The 18,015-nt window shown below is 47.2% G+C and carries 23 protein-coding genes and 1 pseudogene; 1 reads left to right on the top strand and 23 read right to left on the bottom strand.

Annotation, left to right across the window (positions count from 1 at the left end):
- The 6 genes and pseudogenes from N6P30_RS23160 to N6P30_RS23135 all read right to left on the bottom strand — a co-directional run.
- Positions 1 to 164 (bottom strand): annotated as a pseudogene (locus N6P30_RS23160) (site-specific integrase); the annotation flags it as partial.
- Positions 97 to 1,299, bottom strand: coding sequence for a tyrosine-type recombinase/integrase (locus N6P30_RS23155; RefSeq protein ID WP_260629985.1), 1,203 nt, complete (start codon positions 1,297 to 1,299; stop codon positions 97 to 99). The gene N6P30_RS23155 and the pseudogene N6P30_RS23160, both read right to left, overlap by 68 nt.
- Positions 1,300 to 1,594: 295 nt before the next feature.
- Entirely contained in the window at positions 1,595 to 1,894 is a 300-nt protein-coding gene (locus N6P30_RS23150) for a hypothetical protein (protein ID WP_260629984.1), read from the bottom strand.
- Positions 1,895 to 1,915: 21 nt separating this feature from the next.
- Positions 1,916 to 2,122 carry a helix-turn-helix transcriptional regulator gene (locus tag N6P30_RS23145; protein ID WP_260629983.1) on the bottom strand — a complete coding sequence of 69 codons (207 nt, stop codon included), beginning with the start codon at positions 2,120 to 2,122 and terminating at the stop codon, positions 1,916 to 1,918.
- A 166-nt stretch (positions 2,123 to 2,288) separates the two neighbouring features.
- A complete protein-coding gene (locus tag N6P30_RS23140; RefSeq protein WP_023316352.1) occupies positions 2,289 to 3,098 on the bottom strand; it encodes a DUF6387 family protein in 810 nt (269 codons plus the stop codon).
- A gap of 111 nt (positions 3,099 to 3,209) precedes the next feature.
- Positions 3,210 to 4,460 carry a tyrosine-type recombinase/integrase gene (locus tag N6P30_RS23135; protein WP_023316351.1) on the bottom strand — a complete coding sequence of 417 codons (1,251 nt, stop codon included), beginning with the start codon at positions 4,458 to 4,460 and terminating at the stop codon, positions 3,210 to 3,212.
- Positions 4,461 to 4,813: 353 nt separating this feature from the next.
- On the opposite strand from N6P30_RS23135, the gene N6P30_RS23130 reads away from it, so the two are divergent.
- On the top strand, positions 4,814 to 6,007 hold the full coding sequence (locus tag N6P30_RS23130; protein WP_032676838.1) for a site-specific integrase: 1,194 nt from the start codon (positions 4,814 to 4,816) through the stop codon (positions 6,005 to 6,007).
- Positions 6,008 to 6,103: 96 nt separating this feature from the next.
- Here N6P30_RS23130 and N6P30_RS23125 read toward each other — a convergent pair whose 3' ends face one another.
- From N6P30_RS23125 to N6P30_RS23045, 17 genes are all read right to left on the bottom strand, one after another.
- Complete coding sequence (locus N6P30_RS23125) at positions 6,104 to 6,718, bottom strand: TIR domain-containing protein (protein WP_023293398.1); 615 nt, start codon at positions 6,716 to 6,718, stop codon at positions 6,104 to 6,106.
- On the bottom strand, positions 6,718 to 7,446 hold the full coding sequence (locus tag N6P30_RS23120; protein WP_023293399.1) for a hypothetical protein: 729 nt from the start codon (positions 7,444 to 7,446) through the stop codon (positions 6,718 to 6,720). The genes N6P30_RS23125 and N6P30_RS23120 overlap by 1 nt, the downstream gene beginning before the upstream one ends.
- 133 nt (positions 7,447 to 7,579) lie before the next feature.
- On the bottom strand, positions 7,580 to 8,026 hold the full coding sequence (locus tag N6P30_RS23115; RefSeq protein ID WP_032978129.1) for an endonuclease domain-containing protein: 447 nt from the start codon (positions 8,024 to 8,026) through the stop codon (positions 7,580 to 7,582).
- A complete protein-coding gene (locus N6P30_RS23110) occupies positions 7,999 to 8,298 on the bottom strand; it encodes a hypothetical protein (protein WP_007798620.1) in 300 nt (99 codons plus the stop codon). The genes N6P30_RS23115 and N6P30_RS23110 overlap by 28 nt, the downstream gene beginning before the upstream one ends.
- A 1-nt stretch (position 8,299) precedes the next feature.
- On the bottom strand, positions 8,300 to 8,707 hold the full coding sequence (locus tag N6P30_RS23105) for a hypothetical protein (protein WP_007798617.1): 408 nt from the start codon (positions 8,705 to 8,707) through the stop codon (positions 8,300 to 8,302).
- An 18-nt stretch (positions 8,708 to 8,725) separates the two neighbouring features.
- Positions 8,726 to 9,235 carry an HNH endonuclease signature motif containing protein gene (locus N6P30_RS23100; RefSeq protein ID WP_072207086.1) on the bottom strand — a complete coding sequence of 170 codons (510 nt, stop codon included), beginning with the start codon at positions 9,233 to 9,235 and terminating at the stop codon, positions 8,726 to 8,728.
- Positions 9,236 to 9,251: 16 nt separating this feature from the next.
- Positions 9,252 to 10,247 (bottom strand): capsid protein, encoded by a 996-nt coding sequence (locus N6P30_RS23095; RefSeq protein WP_154827257.1) that lies wholly within the window; start codon positions 10,245 to 10,247, stop codon positions 9,252 to 9,254.
- Positions 10,248 to 10,445: 198 nt separating this feature from the next.
- Positions 10,446 to 10,859 carry a hypothetical protein gene (locus tag N6P30_RS23090; protein ID WP_035892801.1) on the bottom strand — a complete coding sequence of 138 codons (414 nt, stop codon included), beginning with the start codon at positions 10,857 to 10,859 and terminating at the stop codon, positions 10,446 to 10,448.
- Positions 10,860 to 10,998: 139 nt separating this feature from the next.
- On the bottom strand, positions 10,999 to 11,694 hold the full coding sequence (locus tag N6P30_RS23085) for a hypothetical protein (protein ID WP_058673237.1): 696 nt from the start codon (positions 11,692 to 11,694) through the stop codon (positions 10,999 to 11,001).
- Positions 11,695 to 11,697: 3 nt separating this feature from the next.
- Positions 11,698 to 11,937, bottom strand: a complete 240-nt coding sequence (locus N6P30_RS23080; RefSeq protein WP_000047583.1) for a hypothetical protein — start codon at positions 11,935 to 11,937, stop codon at positions 11,698 to 11,700.
- A gap of 12 nt (positions 11,938 to 11,949) precedes the next feature.
- On the bottom strand, positions 11,950 to 12,186 hold the full coding sequence (locus N6P30_RS23075) for a hypothetical protein (protein ID WP_225828720.1): 237 nt from the start codon (positions 12,184 to 12,186) through the stop codon (positions 11,950 to 11,952).
- Complete coding sequence (locus N6P30_RS23070; RefSeq protein WP_015387041.1) at positions 12,183 to 12,746, bottom strand: hypothetical protein; 564 nt, start codon at positions 12,744 to 12,746, stop codon at positions 12,183 to 12,185. Before N6P30_RS23070 ends, N6P30_RS23075 begins: the two co-directional genes overlap by 4 nt.
- Positions 12,743 to 12,919, bottom strand: coding sequence for a hypothetical protein (locus tag N6P30_RS23065; RefSeq protein WP_164472300.1), 177 nt, complete (start codon positions 12,917 to 12,919; stop codon positions 12,743 to 12,745). The genes N6P30_RS23070 and N6P30_RS23065 overlap by 4 nt, the downstream gene beginning before the upstream one ends.
- A complete protein-coding gene (locus N6P30_RS23060; protein WP_015387042.1) occupies positions 12,916 to 13,122 on the bottom strand; it encodes a hypothetical protein in 207 nt (68 codons plus the stop codon). The genes N6P30_RS23065 and N6P30_RS23060 overlap by 4 nt, the downstream gene beginning before the upstream one ends.
- The gene (locus tag N6P30_RS23055) at positions 13,119 to 13,553 is read right to left on the bottom strand and encodes a hypothetical protein (protein ID WP_058673238.1); all 435 of its coding nucleotides are present in this window, start codon (positions 13,551 to 13,553) and stop codon (positions 13,119 to 13,121) included. Before N6P30_RS23055 ends, N6P30_RS23060 begins: the two co-directional genes overlap by 4 nt.
- A 37-nt stretch (positions 13,554 to 13,590) precedes the next feature.
- Positions 13,591 to 15,435: a DEAD/DEAH box helicase gene (locus N6P30_RS23050; protein WP_058673239.1), complete on the bottom strand. Its 1,845-nt coding sequence runs from the start codon at positions 15,433 to 15,435 to the stop codon at positions 13,591 to 13,593.
- 1,264 nt (positions 15,436 to 16,699) lie between these two features.
- A complete protein-coding gene (locus tag N6P30_RS23045) occupies positions 16,700 to 17,275 on the bottom strand; it encodes a recombinase family protein (protein ID WP_260629982.1) in 576 nt (191 codons plus the stop codon).
- Positions 17,276 to 18,015: the final 740 nt, after the last annotated feature.

Below are 18,015 nucleotides of genomic sequence, written 5' to 3'. Positions count from 1 at the left end.
AATATTAAGTTTGTAAGATTGATTCCGTTATTTTCAATCGAACTGACGATTTTATGTTCATGCAAAGACATTTTATCCGAGTTGTATTTAATTAAATTATTCATCAAATTCTCCTTTGAATAGTTGCTCTTGTTGTTCAAGTGCAGTTTTTTTCGATAGCTCAAAAATATGCCTGCGATTATAAATTATTGAAGTATCTGAACCAGGTCGCCATCCCATGAGATAAGAACGGATTTGCTGTTCTTTTTCATCGGATATATCTTGGGCATTGTCTATTGTTTTTGAGAACTCATAATTCCATGTGTGTCGTAATTTATGACCTGTTAATCCACGTAGAAGTGAGGATGATTGACGAACAACACTCACTATCTTATGGTATGAGGAAAATGACAGAGGTTGCCCTTGGGTCTTCCCTTCCTTATAGGTAATAAACAGAAAATCATGCTTATTAGCATTTTTAACTTTCCTACGATCATTCAAAATATAATCTGAAATTTCATATATAAGTTTTGTGTCAGCAATTAATTTTCTCTCACACGTCTTCACTAATGGCTGATAAACTCGTGGATCTGTTTTATCATTTGCTCTCCTTCTTATTGCGATTGTTGATTCTGCAAAATCCATATCGCCAATACGCAGATTCAAAAGTTCACCTGCTCTCAAACCAAAGCAATGTAATAGAAGGAATATTAGATTGTTTCTTTGTTGCACTTTTTCCGTAAACGGGTTCAAGTTACTCCCTGGCGAAAGTATGCTGAATAAAGAATCTAATTGTGCTTTGTCTAAGCTTTTTTCGATTTCCATATTATATTTATCATTGTTTCTCGGTTTCTTTCTTTTTATGTTGTTAATGAAATCTAAAATATATTTGAGAGTATCCTTCTGTCCTGTATGAGAAAGATGTATTTTGCACAGCCATTCCAGATAGTTAGCTATGGTTGTAATCCGAAAGTACTTAGTTGGTTTTTTGACATTTGAACTCCTAAAGTTATCATCCTCGCCATCTCGGAAATTGAATGAAGTGAATTCAATCAAATCTTCAATTTCATGAGGAGCCAGAAATATCTTTTTCTGAATTCTTTCATCAATATTGATCTCTTTCCTCATAAAGAATCGATATAACAATGAAATGCTACCGGCAATAACCTTCATTGTTGATATAGACTCTGACCGATTCCTGACCTGTGTTGTTATATACAAGTTAGGATAATACAATGGTTCACCAGTATTTTTATTTACAATATGACAATATCTCTCACCATTTTCGAACATAAAAGAATCCACACAAATACTACGCATATTTTCCTCCTAAACTTTACAAAAAGTATAATTCCAATATATTAATAATAAGCATTTCGTAGATTTACAAATTTATTTGAATCAATTAAGCCATTTAGTTAAATTATAACAGTGAGATAGACGATTATTCCTGTCAAATTATCATCTGGTAGATCTAGTTATTATTATGTACACCTAATACTTCGAAAACTATCTCACTGCCTTACAAATAAACGGTCATAAAAATAATGTAAGTTATTCTGTAAGGTTTTAAGCCAAAATATGGAGCCAAACTTTACATTTTCATAAAAAGCTCTTAGTCCAATAGATATAAAATTATCTGCTTCGCTAGGAGTTTCGTTTCATCAGGACATTTAATTAGCGAGAACCATGTTTCATAGACATAAAACTGATCGAAAATATTAAGCTCAAAAATCGCATCTAGCGGTTCTCTCAGATTCCCAACTAAATACTGGCTTAACCAGTAAACAATCTTTCTGTTAAATTCATTATCAGGTAAGTCATAAATCGCTCCGGGTTCGAAAATCTTACCAAAAAGATCTTCGCCTAAATTGCACATATAGTTTTCTTCACTCATAAATTCTTCGATATTCATAACAATCTCTCCCAGATTTAATTAAGCAACTTTTATTCTGCTTGTTTCGATAACTGATTGAATCCACTCGTCAACTTCACTCTCGACAAAAGCAACAGCACGAGTTCCAATTTTGACAGGGGCAGGAAACTTACCATCTTTGATCAGACGATAGATCCAGGCTTTGCCGAAACCAGTTCGTTTCAAGACTTCTGGTAAACGAATTAAGCTTTGATTAGTTGTAGTCATTTGGCTGTCTCCTCCGCTTCCGTTACGAAGATATTAGCCACACAGATTTGTATCTATGAAGGGAATGCTGATAACTGAAAAGTTAGATGAGGGAAGAATGAAAGGAAATTCCGGGGAAGGAAAATATTTACGCCCTCCCCTTGACAATTAACATGATGATTTACAACTAGAAAGAGCCGAGTTCAGAAATCGGTATGTTGAGGAGATGGCTGTTTTTGCTGATAAAGTATTCGAGACTACGGGTTGTTTCTCCATTCAATGACTTCTCTGCAACAGGCCTGTCTGTATCTTTAATGTGATCTTCTCCTCTGATCTCACTTGTAAAGTCGGGATACAAGACACGAGACAAGACCATATTTGAGATTTTTACTTTTTTAAATTTTGCCCAAATCAATAGATCCATCATTGGGATAATATTGTAATCGACAAGTTTTCTTATCTTTGCCAGTCCAATTTTTTCTGTTTTTACTGGCTCAATTTCATATTCTTTCCTGAGAATGGGTAGCATCGTTTGTAAGGCTGTTATAATTTCTTCATCGCTGGACATTCCTAAATCAAATGAAACATATATTTTGCTGCTATTTTGGTTAAGAAAAAAGTCTCTCATAGTTTTTGTTATTGGTTTCTTTTTCAACTCTTTTTTGAAATCGCCATTTTCTTCAAAAAAATCCATGCTAAACATTATTAACTTGTTCTCTAATTTTTTTATATCACCAAAGCTAACCTGCGCAACATGTCTTTGGCCCTTGCCAAAATGACCATGATTATTATCTTGTATGCTTAAAATAGGATTACCTTCAAGGATAGACCTTAAATTTTGATTATCATCTTCCCAACCAAAATTTACACTGTCGAAAATCGCTTCTCTAAAGGCAAGCTCTGTATGCAGTTCTTTGATTGTAAGTGATTTTAACTGCTCATAGTTTTCGAGACTAAACCAGCTTTTTAATTCTTCATAAGGGCTTACTACTTTCATTAATCCCTCCACTGTATTCAAAGCTTGAATGAGTTAACACTGCTTATTTGAATTACTTCTCCCTTAACAAGGTTGATAAGGGAGAACGATTAATTAACTACTTATTCATAGTTAAGTCTTTTTAAAATCAAATGGTGAAACTTGTCGTATTCTAAGGAGGTCAAGGTAATCGGCCCACCACTGCAACATAAGCTTTCTCTCATCAAGGTGCTCTGCTTTATGTATGTAGGCAGCACGAACTGAGTTCCGCTCCTGATGGCTCATTTGCCGTTCAACAGCATCTTTCGACCACAAGCCGGATTCAATCAAGGCACTACAAGCCATAGCCCTGAATCCATGTCCACAGACCTCCACGGTTGTGTCATAGCCCATAGACCTCAAAGCCTTGTTTACCGTATTTTCACTCATAGGCTTTCTGAAATTATGGTCGCCAATGAACACGAGTTCATGATCACCGCTGATCTCTTTAATTTCCGTCAACACAGCCAATGCCTGACAACTCAAAGGAACAAGGTGTGGAGTTCGCATTTTCGAACCACGGTGCGAATGTTTCACTCCTGGTAATGGTTCTCGTTCAGCGGGAATAGTCCACATAGCATTCTCGAAATCGATTTCCGACCATCTTGCAAATCTGAGTTCACTGGAACGAATGAAAATGAGCAATGTCAGCTTTACGGCTAACTTCGTGAGTTTTCTACCCTTGAAACTATCAATTCGTTCTAAAAGTTCTGAGAATCGTTCGAATGGCAAGGCTGGCCTGTGGACTCTTTTAGCTACCGCAATAGCTCCTGCCATCTCCTGGGCAGGGTTGTAATCTATCAGCCCGTTCTGGACAGCATATCGCATTATTGCTGTGGTTCGTTGTTGCAAACGAGCAGCTACTTCTAGTCGTCCAGAAGTCTCAACAATTTTGACTGGAACGAGAAGATCCTTGGTTTTAAGCTCGGCTATTTTTCTCTTTCCTATGGAAGAGAAAAGGTTATCTTCAAGGCTCTTTAAAACCCTTTCACTATGAGATTCTGACCATTTCCTTTTACAGGCAGTATGCCAATCCCTTGCAACAGCTTCGAATGTCAGGGCTTCGCTCTGCTCGATTTTGTCTGCTTTTTTCTTCTCAGAAGGATCGATACCATCAGATACCAACTTTTTGGCTTCATCTCGCTTCCTGCGAGCTTCACCAAGAGAGACCATTGGATAAACACCCAATGCTAAAACTTTCTGTTTGCCATCGAAACGGTATTGGAGTCGCCAGTATTTTGAACCATTGGGATTGATTAGCAGGTGCATACCCTGCCCATCGGTGAGTTTGAAGGGTTTGTCGGAGGGCTTGGTAGTCCTAACTTTGATATCGGTGAGAGCCATCAGTTGATACCTCCAGTGTTGGTACCAAAATCAATCGAACCGGGAATACCATCAGTTATACCATCATCAGTTGGTATATGTTCAAGGAATTGAGTAGACGTGGACAGACTAAGAAAAGCCAGAAACCTGCTTAACTTACTGTTTTTATGGACTAAAATAGACGTTGATAGACTTGAAAAAAGCTTTTTATGGTGCCGAAGGCCGGACTCGAACCGGCACGGGTTTAGGCGGCTTAGCTTGCTTCAACAATCATCGTTAACTCGTTGAACTAGCTAGACTAAAGCTCATAACCCCGGCACATTTCACAGACTGTTTAGCCATGAAAAAGCCCCGACAACATAACCGGGGTTTGTATGAGTTTCAAGAGAGATCGTTATCTAGTTTTAGATCCCTGCGGGAATTACCTCGTGCGGATAGCTATTCCCATCTACATGCGCCACCTGTTCCAAGGGAAGCGCTACTTTATGAAAAGCACAGGGACACGAGACATACGGCAAGCGCGTTTGTTTCGCGATGCTATTGCTTTGGAATGGACTCGCTTACGGAATCTGCTAAAGCCACAAGGCGGGTCATCTGTAGACCAAATCATTGATGAACTACGTCGTGTCAGTGTGTACGCCAAGGAAGCCCCCGCATCATTTGGTGCATCGGTTCAGGCTTGCCCTTCCCTACTTAAAATGCGCGATCTGTATCTTCTCCAATACAGCGAGAAGAGAAAGCTGACCACGCTATCCAAGACCAACAAAGCCGTAGAGGTGCTGTTAACCCACCTGAAAAAGAAAGATATTCAGTTGCGGGATATTAACCGAACCATAGTTACAGGCTGGTTAGATAAGCTCAAAACTGAGCGAGCGCCGCAAACCATCCAGAACTATATAAGCGCACTGGCACAGATTTGGGATTTGGCACGCAATCGCTATCACGATGCGCCACAGGACAATCCTTGGCGTGGTCATGCGCTCGAAGCAAAAAGCAGCAAGGTCAGCTATGAAGTCTTCGCACCGGGAGAGCTGGCAAAGATCTATTCCTTGCTTGATGACGAGATGAAGGCGGTAACGGCTATTGGTGCATACAGCGGTATGCGGCTTAATGAAATATGTACGCTACGTGAAAGCAGCATTAAAAATATCGAGGGTGTATTGTGCTTTGAGATCACCGAGGGAAAGACCAAGAGCGCGGCGCGAGTCGTCCCTGTACACAGCAAGATAATCCCTCTCGTGAAGTCGTTGCTCAAGACCACACATAGCGGTTTTCTGTTCTATCACGCCTCAATCACAGACCGAGCCGATGGGAAGCGCTCAACGTGGCATACGCAGCAATTCACGCGAGCAAAGCGTAAAGCGCTGGGCGAACCTGCCGCAGAGAGAAAAGTGTTTCACTCACTCCGCCATGCTTTTGTGCAACAGCTCGACCGTGCTCAAGTGCCAGAGGATAGAATCGCGCTACTAGTAGGCCATGAGCGCGGAAGTACAGAAAGTTTCAAAACCTATTCAAGAAATAGCGCCTCAACGATTGAACTAAAAAGATACGTCGAATTGTTGTCATAAAAAGACATCAGGTAAATAAAAAACTTGCGAATTGAATTATTTTTTACTTAAATTATTTGACTATGGCTGCGCTGTTAACTCAAGCGCAGCCAATCGTTACCATAGTCTAAGTTTAGCTCGGATAGCAGGAACTGTATCTGCATTTCTTTTAACAGCAGGATTCATAATTGCTCGTTTATTAAATGCTTCATCAATATATTTTTCGCAATCAGCAATAAAATCGGAATACCTTACCACTGCACAATACACTTCCTCATCAGTGTAATGCGGAACTGTTTTTTGAAAACGATGATTACCTTGCACCAGATAAGGAAGATATAGTGTATAACCAGTAGAAATCTGCCTTAAACTCACTCCACAGTTACAGCGAAAATCAGAACATACAGCATCGGTAAAAACTTCATTCCAGATTTCATCTCTGACGACACCTATCAATCCCGCTGGATTTTCTCCCCATAGAGATGCCTGAATTTCTGAATTCACAAATGGACGTTGGGCTGTCTCTCTCCCGATAAGCACAACAGTAACTGTAGTATCAGCTAGATATTCCTCGCGTATCTTACGCATGATGTATTCTTCACTTACATCAGTACTAATGTCACCGTCGCTTACGGATTTATCGATAAAAGATTCCCCGCCATATGTCTCTATTATACTATCTTTTAAATCCTGTTCATTAGCATGATGATAACTTAGAAATGTTTTATGCATTAGTTGCTCCATTTATCCATGTCAATACTAAACTTGCTGGCAACACTATCTTGAAAGAATTTATTCAGATCAGTAAAATCATTAACAAGTTTATTAAAATGATAATAGTAAGTCTGAATTTTACCGATTGGCGTCAGATGATACCTAAGAACAATTGCTTCACCATCAGGCTTCTCGTCAATTTTAACTTCATCTTTATCTGAGACATACTTATGCCAGCGCCTATAATTATTTTGGTGCTCAGTCAGAAATGCATTTAGTTTTTTGAGCATAGTATTCGCCAACATATATAACTCAAGATCTTTTTTCCTTTTAATATTCAGAACTCGCATCTCAACACGAATAAATTGATAGACCTCGTAATAAGAATTAAATACCTCATCAAAAGCATCCTGCTGGACGTTTATTTTAAAAAGCGTCCTTTTCGTGTCGAGAAAATTCTGTATAGACTTTATAAAAAGGGCATCAGAGTTATCAAAAAGAATATTTAAACCGCCAAAACTAAGCCGTTCAACTTTAAACGAATATTTTCGATTCATCATGCCATCTAATAGAAAGATAGCCACAATGATTAATACAACTACAGAAAGTAGAGAGCTAAGCACCCCAATATTTTGAAGTAAACGCTTACCGAAGGTTATATCTTCAGACGTTGGTAACTGAACCGTTCCCAAAAGCGCAATAACAACTATGCAAACAGACCCCCACGCAACCCATCTCTTGTACATAAGCATCATCCTAAAACGCAGTTTAAAAACTATACAACGATGTTTTTAAGAGTGGAAGTGCTAGTTATCAGACACATTCTGCCTAGCCTACGCATCTCTAATGTGTAGGCTAGTACAATGAACTTAAGCCCAGCTAAGTAAGTTGCTCAGTTTTATGGGGATAGATAACTCCTATCCCCTTGTATTGGCGTCGGTAACTTACCAACATTACGCTCATACTGGCGTGGGTCAGCCCACATAAACTTCCTGCATAATGGCCTCCCTCGGCAGCGTTAGCAGATCGATGCACCACAGCACGCACGCGCCCGGTTCGGTGGCAGTGATCCAGCACGGCAGACGCAAGGCGCAGCGGCTTACCTGTCACAGCACAGCGGCGGTATTGATAGTTCCAAAGGAAGACACGGACGGCAGCCACGTCAGCGCGGCGCAGCTCCAGCCGCCCGGAACCATTCAACAAAAAGCGATACACATCTTCGAATACAGCAGCATTTGTAATCCGTTCCGCCAGCGGCATGTTGCCAAGGTGTTCCAGATAGCCCCTCATAGCTTTTCTTAGTAGCTGGTCTGTCCGTGTAACCATGATTCAAAATCTCCATTGTCAGACGCGGCCCGCTTGCAGGCTTCGTATTCTTCGCGCTGGCGTTGGCAAACCAGAACATAAAGCTCATCAGCCATCGCATTAACGCGTTCGTCACTGATACCGTTGCGGCGCATTAGCCCCAGCAGCTTACGAAATTCATCTTCAAGCTCAGGCTCTCCGGCATCAATTACCCATTGTTTCAGGTCAGCAAGTGCGCCAGTCATTGGCGGCGGCTCGATGTACCGCCACCTCAGCTTAATCGTGGTTATCATCTTATTTATCCTCTCTGTAAGCCGGGTGCATTGCCCGGTATTGCTCAATGGTCAAACCCTCGCTGGCCGCTGTAAGCCGTTCCTTTTGCTTATCGGCCAATCGCAAGGCGCTGTCTCTCCAGCAGAGCAGAAAGAAGATTGTCAGCACCTGTTTACTCAATCCATCCAGAAGATCGCCAAGTCCTTGATCCAGCAGACAGGCACGCCATGCAGCGGCGTGCTCCGTCATAGCACCCACTATCGGGACAGGTGCGCCGAGCGTTGTCGCAAGCTGACTCATAACACTATTAGCATCGCCCGGATGCAGTCGGGGAATAGTCATGCGGCCAGCCTGCGCCAACAGTTCGGCGTACCGCTGGCGGCGTGGGTCATCACATGCCAGCGGTTTAATTGGCTTTTCATCAGCCATATATGGAACCTCCGAGGATTAGGCAGCCTGCAACAAATCGGCTGGCGTTGAGGGATGGTATCTGGCTTTAGCTTTTAGATAGGCAGCACGCGCCGCCGCTTCGGTAGTAAATAAGCCAAGGTGACGGAGTACACCATCAACGCGTATGTAAGCCTCCCATTTGCTACAGCCCTTATTCCAGCTATACCCCCTTGCCTTGCGTCGGTTCTGGTCGTTTTCCCGCTGCGTAACCAAGCGCAGATTGCATAGGCGATTGTCATCACGGATACCGTTGATGTGGTCAACTTGCAGACCATCAGGAATAGCGCCATGCTCCAGAATCCAAACCACGCGATGGGCTTTAAGCTGATACTGTTTACCATCGAGTCGCAGGGCAACTTGACGATAGCCATCAGCTCGCCGGGTGGAGTCAGCATAGGAGCCAGCCTTAACCCGGCGTCGGTTAGCTTTATGGTGCAGGCGACCTGTCACCGGGTCATACAGGAAAAGGGATCGCAATAACTCAGGGGCGTAAGCATCATTAACCATGACTCAGCCCCTCCAGTTACACAGCTTGTCGGAAATTGATAACGCAGTCCGGGCGACGCAACCCAACATTAAACAGGCGATATGAGTCCATCACCATCGTCATTTCGCGCTCATCATCCCACTGGCGATTGATAACGCTCTGCGCTTCGACTGTCACAAGTACAGACGCAGGCCGGAACAGCGTCGCCCGTGTCAGCGCTTCCCCTGCGGTCACATCATAATCAGCGCCCAGCTCATGCGCGGTTATGGCTTCCTGCGGGTAACTGTTCAGCTCAATAACTCGCACCCCAGCGACATATCCAACACGACGCCATGCGTAATCGTTGCCGCCATCCCGGCTATAGCGCACGTTCATCAGCTTCTTATGTTCCATCAGGATGCTGAACCAAGCCGGGTCGATAAGCAGTACCAGCTCGGCCACCGGAATATCTTTCTCAGTGAGGAAGCGATTAGCAGCCGCTTTAATGGCGTGAACCAGCTCATTTGCCGCGTCCTCTTCACTGCCCGTGGTCAGATTGAGCGGGACAACGTTATCTGTAAGCGGGTTAAACGTTGGTTGCAGTGTCGGCGGTGGTACAAAGTCAGTCGCTTTAATTAGCTGGATGGTGTGCGCTTCGTCGTAGAACTTCGCATGGGCTGTCCCCATGTTGCGGCTCAGCTCTGCACGATAGGTGGGCGCTGTCCAGTCGTCCTGATAGTCAATCGGGATGCGGATATAACTCAGCGTATCCACAGAGATAATCAGCTTGTCCGACTTAACGGCGGTAGGCTCCAGCGATTGCCCTGCGGTTCTGCCCTTCACCTCCAGATCTCCGCTCAGGCGATCAATGCGGTATTGGTTGCTGGCTTTCAGCGGCCTGTATGTAGACAGCCCCTCGGCCAGAAATACGGATTTGGACTCTAAACGGGTCTGGACATCCCGGTTATAAGCCTCGATGTGAATATCATTGTCGGATTCCACCCCGCCATAATGTGGGCGAAACAGATCGGGACTGTACGAAGTATCAGCCATAAACAAAACTCCTACGTAGGTTGATGAAGACCGCACCATCGTCATGGCGCAGACGTGCGGAATCCTCCCGCCGAGGCAGGATTCAGAACGGTATCGATTAAAGGGATGAGGTGCCCCGAAATGGGCGTTGTGAGGCCAGAGCTGGCGCGGTTCTCAGGGGTTAGTGCGCGTGAAGTAAGGCGAACGTATTACCTTGCATTAGTGCGCACTCATACGCGCCATGTTCAACACCTTCCGCACAGAGGTTTCAGACACGCCAACCTTGCTTGCGATGTAACGATTCTTCTGGCCTTTTGCAGAACGATCGATAATGTCAGCGCGTATCGCCTCAGTGATCACCTTGCGGGGTCTGGCTCGATTCTTCTCGTGCCGTTCACGTTCGCGCATCCGCTCGGCCATCTTCGGCGGCAGCACAAGGGAAAGCCCACGGCTAACGCCAGATGTGCGAGTGCCGGATGTGGCAGACCGTGCAACGATATAAACCGCTTCGTCTGGATTGAAAACGTGCTGCACACGCTCAGGGTAAATGTGGTCGCATCTACCCAGCGGCAAGGCGAAATCCGGGCGCACGTCAGCGACACGCTCCACGGCATGGAAATTACAGGTGCTCATTACGAACCTCGGTTAATTAAAAATAGGCTTTCAGATGCCGCGCAGAATGCGGCTTGCGGGGACTCATGCGCATAGATTGGTGTGGTAGTACCGGGTTGGTGCGCACTCAGTCTTGCAGGGCGCATTCCACCGTTGGGCGTTAGCGGCCAGCACGTTTGCCAGCGGAGCGCTGCGCAACGAGAGCACGGTATTGTTCGTCGTACTGGCGATGGCCGGGGCCATACCCTGATTGCTGCGCCCACTGCGAAAGCTGGTCATACGCTGCGATAAACTCGGCATGAGACATACCGACAGGTTGCGCTGCGGGCTGACCATATGTGTTCCCCTGCGACGGGACATAACCAGTGGCAGAGCCAGCGGCCATACGCTCTTGCAGATACTGAACCGCCCGCTGCATCTGTGCAGGGTCGCCAGACATAACCATCCGTTCAAGGGTAGATTGCGTCCCGGCGTCGAGCGTACCAGCGAACTGCAACATGGCGTCAACTGTTCCCTGCCCTAACTGGCTTTCGACAGACTGGTGAAACTGCCCCATCAGCCCATGAAGTTCAGGAGTCAACTCTACAGCGCTTCCGTCCATCAGGGGGATAGTATCGCCCACCTGCGCCCCGGCGCTGTCCGCGTTCTGATCTTGCTGATTCGCAATATTGCTACTATTCCATTGGCCGCCATCATTGCCGTTAACGGGCTGGGTACGGAGGAAATCAGCATCAGCAGGCGCAGAGCTAAAGCGGGATGCGCCATTGCCAGCGCCAACAGGTGCAGCCATGTATGGCGATTGCTGCGGCGCAGCATCAGCACCGGAAAGGTACGGATTAACATTCTGGTCAGACATAAATTATTCTCCTGATAATGCTCTAAAGTCGTGTACCTGCGCTAACAAAAGCATATGAACAGGCACACAACGCTCCGGCAGTTTGCGTACACCGTGATACGCTTTCCCCATATCCTGACGGTCAACCTGATATGCACGGGCGAGGTCTGCCTGACTCACCTCAAGCGATTCAGAAATCAGCTTTAATTGTGCAGCCCAGTCTGTATTCTTGCGTGGCGGCAGCAATACAATAGTTTTGCTCATGGTAATTCCTCGTTAAAGTAATCCACGTTTAAGAAACCAACGGCGCTCACCAACGGAGCCGCGCGGACGTTGTTTCGGATTCTGGTTAAGTGTTTGGCTGGGGTCAGTTCGACCTTTCCCGGTCAGGTTCTGCGTCAGCACATCCCAACCCCGTGATTCAATCGGAGCGTATCCTTCACGCTGTTCGTCAAGGTTCACATAGAGATCAGGGTTAACGGCGGGGTGCAGCGGTTCGTTCTCTGCCATCATTCAGCCTCGCTGAATTTGGAGTTAACAGACTCCAGAGTATCCGGGTACGACCAACGATTTCTCAGGCAGCGTTGCACATGCGCGACGACTTCAACAGGGACGCCCAGCTTCCCGGCGATCTCCGCAGCAGGCCAACCGAAGCGCTCTAACTTGTGGATTTCATCTAAATCAGTAGGCACCAACTTGCGCACTACTTTCGCTTTCTCCGGCTTTGCTTTGACGGCTTTCGGCACTGGGTGCGTGTGGACGTTGCTAAAGCGGGAATGGGCGATAGCCAGCACAGTCTCAGGGCGAATCAGCATATCGCGGGCAATCATAAACTCTGTATCGCGGTGCAGCTTGCCGGGCTTATAGCGGCTGCGGATGGCGTTGTACTCCGCCAGAGTGATATCAGCATCGTCTTTCCAATTTTCGGCCAAGTCATCGACATAGACGCCACGGATTACAGCATCAATATCGGTCAGGGTATGACCTGTCTCCGCTGCAATCTCTTCATTGTTCTTTAGGTGCTTATGAGCCAGCGCGTTAATGCGCTGGATATCGGTAATACTCAAAGTCATAAATTAAACTCCGAATCAAATTTAATCTGGTCAGTAACCAACGTGTGGATCAGCGCAAGGCTTGATGCGGTATGTGTGCCCGACTTGCGGGCGTTGTCGTACATGGTGCGTGCGGCGCTCTGATAATTCGGCGGCAGGGTGGCAAACCATGCTCTAAACTCTGCGGGTGTCATTGCTCGTCATCCTCAAATACACGGTTAAATGACGTGTCCGGCGCTTCTACGGCATTGGCCTTAAGGAAGTTGACCGCACTGGATAACTCCGCTGCGGCCATGCGCGACTCACCAGCCTTGTCTTCCTCAAGGCGGCGAATCAGCGCCCCAAGAAGCAAGCCTTTCATTCGCCACGTTTCATTTTCAAATTCAGATTTCGTCATTGGTGGTTGTCTCCAGTTAGTCCCATTGCACGCAGGTGTTGAATGACCTCGGCATGTACTGGCTTTGGTAAAAACAGGCGACGCTGCACAGATTGAAATATCTCGTCGCGCGTCTTGTCGGCAGGGTGAACAGTCCCATTAAAGACCTCACGAGCCATGCGATAGGTCGGCCAAAGACGAGCGCCATCCTCCCGGCGTCGGAATCTATTCAGCACAGCGGCCAGACATTCCCAAGACTCACAGCTATTGAGCAGGCAATACCGCTGTAGTGGCGTACTTGCTTGACGTAACAAAGCCTCACGGTTAAGGGTCTGGCGGTGGCGCTCAGCCAATCCATCAAAGGAATAGCCGTTCAGGGCAAAGGCAAGTTGTGCGGTGATGAGCGCATCCGCACGCGCAGCACGACGCTGCGCATGTTCGGTAACAGGCATATGATTAACTCCAGAGAATCAGGGAGAGCCTTTCGACTCAGAGGTATTTAGCGATGTACTGCCAGTTGCAGTTTTCAGGGCGGTAGAAGTAAGCAAGCTCATCAGGCGCAACATCCAGCGCCAGCGATGACCACAGCAGAAATGCTCGGGCAGGTTCCCCATCGCGCCCGGCACGTCCAATCATCTGAACGAGATCAGGCAAGTCATCGGGGACGTATGTCACGACAACGTTACGGATATCAGGAACATCAGCACCCAGCCCGAAGGCTTTAGTAGCAATCAGAATCGCGCCCGGCGTAGAGGCAAACCACTCAGCGTTTGCGTGGCGTTCCTCGTTGCTCAGGTGTATCGTCTTCGAGTGATATGGCCGCGCCCGGTCGCCCAAGAGCTTCAGGTACGCCCGCAACGTCTTAAGGTCATTGACGAGAATGAGCGTCTTCTCTTCATCCGGCAGAGCCTCAGCCAGACCAACAGCCGCACGGTATCGCTGGCGGCACTGCCTGACCGGAATCAACTGGATATTCTCGCGAGCAACATCAGCACGGAATGTGACGTAATCGCCACGGCATCCCAGCGCCTCCATTAAACCGCGCTCATTTTCACATAGTAGAGTAGCCGTAAATACGCAGCGCTGAGCCGAGGGAAAAGCATTCTGTAGTGTGTGCTGCATTGCGTCGTAAGCTGGGCGGAAATCCCAGTCTTTGACCGTGTGTGCCTCATCGATAATAAAACGATCAACGCCGTAAGCCATCAGCGCCGCAAAGACCTGACTCGACGGAACAAGATGCTCAGGTGAAACGACAGCAACACGGAACGCCCCGGCAGCCAGCCCCGCGAGTTGTTGAGCGTTGCGGTGCCTCGGCAACTTGTCACCGAATGCCACAGCGTGAACGCCAGCATCCCGCAACTGGCGGAGAATCTGGCGCTTTAGGGTATTAGTGGGAACCACGATTACAGACAGGCCAACGCCAGCGCGGGACTCATAAATCAATGGATAAGCGAAGGCGGCGGTCTTGCCATAACCCGTAGGCAGAACGGCCAGCACATCACTACCACGGGAGAAGATCGCATCAGCAACAGACAACTGCCCCGGCCTCCACTCCAGCCCATCGGGTGGCAACAGGCTAACGCGTGCGTTTCGGTCACAGCGAACCAGCGGGCGGAACTCATAAGAGGCTGTATTCAGTGACGGCACAGACGGCGGCACTGCCAAGCCGTTTGGGTCACAATGATGATTTGTACTGTTAAATTTATCCTCGGTAGGTTTCGACTCACCACACCACAATTGACGAAACTCCGCTGAGTCCCCGTAGCGTTTGAAATCTGAATTGCGCATCGCTTCCAGTTTATTCATGCCCCTGTTGATGTGGTGCATGGTCTTCTCATCGCAAATCAGGAACTCGCGGCAGGCTTTGAGAAAAGCATTCTGCCCGGTTGTCGATGCCGGAACGGCGTGCTCGCGCGGTTTCAATGCGGCATCATCTACGCGAACACCGGGAAAATCTGGCGGCAGCGGGTCAGCATAACGAGCAGGCTTCTTGTTTAACCACAGCTCCAGCTCAGCGCATCGGCAATGAATTGCGTCACCGGGCTGGATGACTTGCCGCAACCCCGTGTCAGAGCGCTGTTTTTGCTTCTTCGGTTGAACACCGTGCAGCGCTCGCCACTCCCGCAGGGTCATAGCGGAGCCATCAGCATTGTAATAAAACTCTTCGGTCTTTGTGTTGTATGCCGCCTTAACGGGTTTACGCTTTACGGGGCATATCTTGGAACGTCGAATAACAATCCCGTCAGCGATCATTTGCTGCACATCTGCGTTTGCAGTATTGAGCAGCTCGGCGTCAGCAGCCTGCTCAAGCAGGCGGCGTAGATTCGTTGGCATGGTGAAATCTCCAGAAAATAGGGGTAGGTATTAGCTCAGGTTGGGGCGGTGGTACAGGTGCGGCAGACTCTCTGCCCTTATAGAGGTTTTCGTGGCAGTGGTTGCGTCGGGGGTTCTATCTGCCTTAATAGATGCTCTCAAAATCGGAGAGTTTGTCGCAATTCGGGAGCTGTTCTTTCTCCTTATTAGACACTTTAATTTGATCATTTTTCGTTCAACACCCTGCAAAGCCTTATTGCGTATGGGCTGGGCGCATTTAACAGAGCAGTTTTAAGTAGGTTTAAAACGTGCAAGTAATGCTCTATATCTCCTTATTAGTAGCCTTTAAAATTAAAAATATAAGTTACTGTAATCATTAGATAATTATGAAAGCTACTATAGTGATAAGTATCGCTAGATACGCAGAGCGAGCGCGGCGCAGCCGATTCGAGCGAGCGCCGAACGGATGACGGATGGCAGACCGTAGGACTGACAGACGGCAGACAGTGAAGGCAGTAGGACAGGTAACAGACAGTAGACCGTGACGGCGTGCCATAGCTGGCAGTAGCACAGCAGGCAGTAAGACCGATGACCAACGGCTAAGACCTGAAAGGAAACGAACAAGAAAGATGATTGAACGATACAGAAATGAATGAAGATGTTTTGAAGAATACCTACCGATAACAGTATGTGGTTGATTACATTAATCATACCGATAAAGAGTACCGTTCCACTACACATCCCCGCCGCGTTGCCTGCCACGGCAAGCACGGTTGCGTAGAGTGGCCGAGCATCAGCAGCGGGCGAAGACCGGGAATGAGCCAAAGGCGATGGAGCGGGCTGGAGCATAGCGAGAAGCGCAGCACGTGAAGAGAGCGAAGCACTCGTAACTACATTTAGGAGAAGGGATGTAAGGGAAGAACCCTTTTTTGTACATGCATTTTAAATGCAACTTTAAAGATACTACTAACGTGTTGACCAGCTTCAAATCTAGCTTAGTGATTGGACAACGCAGCCTTTGATCCCTTCCCCTGCCCCATCCCTCGAATTGTTCAGTGATGAATCACATTCACAATCTGATCTCGATGTTCATCGTCTGGCACGGCTAAAGCCCCGCCACCTCTTCACATCGAGAGCCGCAAGTAATACGAAAATACATTATAAATCATAGCATTACGACATCGCGCATAACATAACGCTCTGAAATTAATACGAAAGCTGTAGGCCATCCATCACCCACAGCCCAGTAACGGCCAGTCGTAGCACCTTGTTCGCTTGTAGGTCATCACCCCTCGCCCTTGTTCCAGTGGCGTTTAACGGTGCTCACGCTAACGCCGAGACGCTTCGCTACCTTCGATTGAGACAGCCCCTCACTCCGCAGCTCCTGCACCTTTTGAGTGGTGTCGGTGGCTTCCTTGCGTCCCAGCTTAACGCCATTGGCTTTCGCCTTCTCCAGCCCGTCTAGTGTCCTCTCACGGATACGGTTCCGCTCGAACTCAGCAAAGGCTCCAAACATCTGGCGGATTAGCTTGCCCTCAGATGAAGTCAGATCACGCGCTGGCAGGTCAAGAGACACCACCTTCACGCCACGTTCTAACAGCATGTCGATGGTCTGTTGCACGTCGATGTTGTCGCGCCCCAGCCTGTCCAGTTTCAGCACGACAAGCTGATCTCCCGCTTCCAGCTTGTGCTCAACCATCGCCCGGAACTTAGGGCGCTGCATAGCCTGAACGCTGCCGGAAATGTCCTCGCTGATTACCCTGCTTTCAGGCACCTTGTACCCGGAACGCTCAATAGCCAGCACCTGATTCTGCGTATCCTGCTCGCGTGTTGAAACGCGGCAGTAGATAAAAGTCCTCATGGTTCACCTCTCCCGTCTGGTATCACAAAACGGTAGCATCATTGCATTGGTGGTAGCATTTAGTCAAACCCTAAATTGATGACACCAGATAGTAATCACTCAGACAGGTAGCAAGAATCGAGCGATTGATGACACCAAAGCCAAAACAATAACGACAGCCAAGAGAAGCGCCAAGCATCAACGCAAAGTGCTTTAACAGTGGAGATTCAGGAGTGATTTAGCGTTTAAAGAGAAGAGTAACCCTAACCCACAGCCTCACGCTCAGAACGCTAAACAGGGTCATAAACGCCACAGAGGAAGGCAAATCGATATACAGCCCGCCCAGCCTTCGGCTGGGAGAGGCGCATGGGGGAAGTTGAAGCCTTAATCGTTGAGCGAGGGGCAACCATAAGCGTGCAATTTTTCAAGCCGGGGATTCAGCTATAGGCTAACGGTAGAATGCGGCTTGTAGAGGGTTGTGCGCACATACCCAGTACAACCGCATTACTCCATGCGCACAAACCCCGGAGAGCCGCTTGCGGTGGGGGTTTAAGAGGTACAATTTTTGGTTCGGGTCATAAAGGACTTTTGAGAGCTGGCTTAGCTTATTTAAACTGCATTCGTCTTGGCTATGGAGACACGAGGCAGTTCAAGTTTTGTTCAAAACTTTGCAATATTTTGGTTCGATCTCATGTTCTCGTGCTAAAGAAATCAGCACTCGATCAAATTTTCATTTTTTTTTCTGAAACATTGACATACAG

Origin of the sequence: Enterobacter sp. PL1 (assembly GCF_945957325.1) — a bacterium.
GTDB classification, from domain to species: Bacteria; Pseudomonadota; Gammaproteobacteria; order Enterobacterales; family Enterobacteriaceae; genus Enterobacter; species Enterobacter roggenkampii.
This window is presented reverse-complemented; position numbering and strand designations above follow the sequence as displayed.